Origin of the sequence: Mesorhizobium sp. M7A.F.Ca.CA.002.09.1.1 (assembly GCF_003998555.1) — a bacterium.
GTDB lineage: Bacteria > Pseudomonadota > Alphaproteobacteria > Rhizobiales > Rhizobiaceae > Mesorhizobium > Mesorhizobium ciceri.
In genome coordinates this window covers 1-979 of the sequence record NZ_RZRR01001343.1, presented here as the reverse complement: position 1 = coordinate 979, position 979 = coordinate 1, and the positions used below count along the sequence as shown (strand labels likewise).

Annotated in this window: 1 pseudogene; it reads left to right on the top strand. The window is 65.3% G+C overall.

The window, feature by feature from the left end:
• A pseudogene (locus EN994_RS33075) lies at positions 1 to 979 on the top strand (carbamoyl phosphate synthase large subunit); the annotation flags it as partial.

Sequence of the window (979 nt, the reverse complement as noted above, 5' to 3'; positions counted from 1 at the left end):
TACTCGACCTATGAAGTGCCGTTCGCCGGCGCGCTGGCCAACGAGGCGCAGGTCTCGTCGCGCAAGAAGGTCGTCATCCTCGGCGGCGGGCCGAACCGCATCGGCCAGGGCATCGAGTTCGACTATTGCTGCTGCCACGCCGCCTTCGCGCTGCGCGACGCCGGCTATGAAGCGATCATGATCAACTGTAACCCGGAGACGGTCTCGACCGACTACGACACCTCGGACCGGCTCTATTTCGAGCCGCTGACGGCCGAAGACGTGCTGGAGATCCTGCGCGCCGAGCAGGCCTCGGGCGAGCTGGTCGGCGTCATCGTCCAGTTCGGCGGCCAGACGCCGCTGAAGCTGGCGGATGCGCTGGAGAAGGCCGGCATCCCCATCCTCGGCACCTCGCCCGACATGATCGATCTCGCCGAAGACCGCGACCGCTTCCAGAAGCTGCTGCACAAGCTCAACCTGAGCCAGCCGAAGAACGGCATCGCCTATTCGGTCGAGCAGGCCCGCCTGGTCGCCGGCGAGCTCGGCTTCCCGCTGGTGGTGCGCCCGTCCTATGTGCTCGGCGGCCGCGCCATGCAGATCATCCATGACGAGGGCATGCTGCAGACCTACCTGCTCGACACCGTGCCCGGCCTGGTGCCGGAGGACATCAAGCAGAAATACCCCAACGACAAGACCGGCCAGATCAACACGCTGCTGGGCAAAAACCCGCTGCTGTTCGACACCTATCTCTCCGGCGCCATCGAGGTCGATGTCGACTGCCTCTGCGACGGCAAGGCGACCTTCGTCTCCGGCATTCTGGAACACATCGAGGAGGCCGGCATCCATTCGGGCGACAGTGCCTGCTCGCTGCCGGTGCACTCGCTGCCTTCCGAACTGGTCGACGAACTGGAGCGCCAGACGGCAGCCCTTGCCCGCGCGCTCAATGTCGGCGGGCTGATGAACGTGCAGTATGCGATCAAGGACGGCACGGTCTATGTGC